The following is a 2431-nucleotide window of genomic DNA, read 5'->3' as shown; positions in this document are numbered from 1 at the left end:
CTAAAACCCCTTTTCTTTTTGAATAAGAGGTAAATATTAGCTAATTTAGGGGAAAGAATTTGAGGTAAATTTGGAATCCAATTATAAATCAGCCGGCGTAGACATACAGGCCGGAGAAGAAACTGTACAGAGAATCAAATCGCACGTAAAATCCACATTCAATAAGAATGTTCTCATGGAAATCGGGCATTTCGGGGCTTTTTATGACGCAAAATTCCCTGACTATGAGCATCCCGTACTGGTTTCAAGCGTTGACGGCGTTGGCACAAAGCTTAAAATTGCCTTCCTGATGGATAAGCACGACACGGTGGGGCAGGACCTTGTAAACCACTGCGTTAATGATATTGCCGTCTGCGGAGCCAAACCGCTTTACTTTATGGATTATATGGCATTCGGAAAGCTTTTCCCGAACAAGGCCGAAAAGATAATCGAAGGCTTCTCAATTGCCTGCCGCCAAAACGGCTGCGCTCTCATCGGCGGCGAAACCGCAGAAATGCCGGGGCTTTATGCCGAAAACGACTACGACCTTTCAGGTACAATTGTGGGGGTTGTCGAAAAATCGCGCATTATTGACGGAAAGAATATCTCAAAAGGCGACCTGCTGCTCGGCTTCCGTTCAAACGGCCTGCATACAAACGGCTATTCACTGGCACGCAACATTCTCCTGGCCAAATTTAATGTAAATGACAGGCCTGAAGAACTCACTTCTTCCATTGGAGAAGAACTCCTTAAAGTGCATAAGTCGTACCTTTCCCTTATTGCACAGCTTAAGGACAATATGGAAATTAAAGGGTTTTCACATATTACAGGCGGCGGAATTATAGGAAACACAAAGAGAATTATTCCGCAGGGACTTGCACTTAAAGTCGACTGGCAGAGCTGGCAGTGGCCGGAAATATTCAAACTGATACAGAAGACAGGCCAGGTTAAGGACGAAGAGATGCGGGAGGTCTTTAACCTCGGCATAGGACTTATTGCCGTAGTTTCGAAGGATATGGCCTCAAAGGCTCAGGAGCTCAGTAAAGCCGTTGGCGAAGAGGCAATTTTAATAGGCGAAGTTGCCTGAAGCTTTTCCCCCTTTTTCTTCTAATTACAGATCTTAATGCAGAGCACATGAATTGTGCCCTGCATTTTTTATTTTAAAGCTACGTAAGCTTAATATTCATTACCAATGGTAACAAATATGAAAAGACCGCTTTTAGCTTTAATACTTCTTTCCCTTTCAGCCGCCGCTTTCGCACAGGAAAAGGGTGCCTCACCCAGGGTAAGCGCATTGATGTTCGGCGACTACTTCTACAATATCGAGCAGAGGGATCCTGCAAAAAAGGATCTGAACGGGTTCCAGTTCAGGAGAATTTTCTTTACAACGGATTTTGCCCTGTCTGAATCCTTTGATTCCAGGTTCCGCCTGGAGGCTGAACAGACTGCCAACTCACTTACTCCCGGCGGGAAATTAGGCGTAATGGTTAAAGACGCATTTATCAAGTGGAAAGGCGTTTTCCAGGGATCCGACTTTATTTTCGGACTTTCGCCTACTCCGCCATTTGACGTAATTGAAGGCGCCTGGGGCTACAGGGCAGTTGAAAAAACAATTATGGACTATACGGGAGCCGTGGCTACACGCGACCTTGGCGCGGACTTAAAAGGCAGACTAAACGAGGCGGGAACTGTTAACTACTGGGTAAAGATCGGCAACAATTCTGTCAATGCGCCTGAAGTAAACAAGTACAAAAGATTCTACGGACAGCTTCACTTTATCCCCCTGAAAAACTTTCAGCTTCAGATCTATGCCGATTATGCATCAAATCCCGGCCTGCGGGACTCTGTAAATAATACTACAAAAGACCACGGAATTATTTTAAGCTCTTTGTTCCTGAATTATATGGAAAGGGATAAATATTCTTTCGGAACGGAACTTTTCCTCAGATCTGACCGCAACAGCTTCAAGGCCAGTGCCTTAAGCCCTCTTGAGACGGCAAACGGAATGGGCGTATCCCTTTGGGGCTGGGTTGCTGTAACCGACCTCATCCGCCTTATTGCAAGATATGATACATTTGATCCCAATATCGACCGCGGGAATAACAATTCAAATCTCATAATCGGCGGGGTGGACTTCCATATCAATAAAAATGTCAGCATAATCCCAAACATAGAGTCGGCCTTCTTTCAGGGACAGAGTAAAAAAGATTTGGTTGGAAGAATAACATTTTCTTACCAATACCAGTAATTAGAAAGGATGCCAGGAAGAACATTCCCGGCATTCTATATTCCTTTAATTGAGTCCAACATAAGTTGGACGGAATCTTTGTAGCCCGTGGTGCAGGAATTCGCCTCGGCGAATGACTAAACCCCGGGAATAATATCCCCCACCCGCTACCCCAGGACCTGTGCAAAGTCATTGAAAAAGGTATTGAAAAAGTTTAAGATAGAA

The 2431-nt window shown here is 44.8% G+C and carries 2 protein-coding genes; both read left to right on the top strand.

Annotated elements, in window-relative coordinates:
* The first annotated feature begins 70 nt into the window (after nucleotides 1-70).
* Nucleotides 71-1066: a phosphoribosylformylglycinamidine cyclo-ligase gene (locus HF312_21440; GenBank protein MCU7522778.1), complete on the top strand. Its 996-nt coding sequence runs from the start codon at nucleotides 71-73 to the stop codon at nucleotides 1064-1066.
* Nucleotides 1067-1183: 117 nt separating this feature from the next.
* Nucleotides 1184-2227: a hypothetical protein gene (locus HF312_21435; GenBank protein MCU7522777.1), complete on the top strand. Its 1044-nt coding sequence runs from the start codon at nucleotides 1184-1186 to the stop codon at nucleotides 2225-2227.
* The last annotated feature ends 204 nt before the right edge of the window (nucleotides 2228-2431 follow it).

It is taken from the genome of Ignavibacteria bacterium, from assembly GCA_025612375.1.
In the GTDB taxonomy this organism is placed as follows: domain Bacteria; phylum Bacteroidota; class Ignavibacteria; order Ignavibacteriales; family SURF-24; genus JAAXKN01.
Note: the sequence above shows the minus strand (reverse complement) of the source record. Positions and strands in the feature narration are given on the sequence as shown.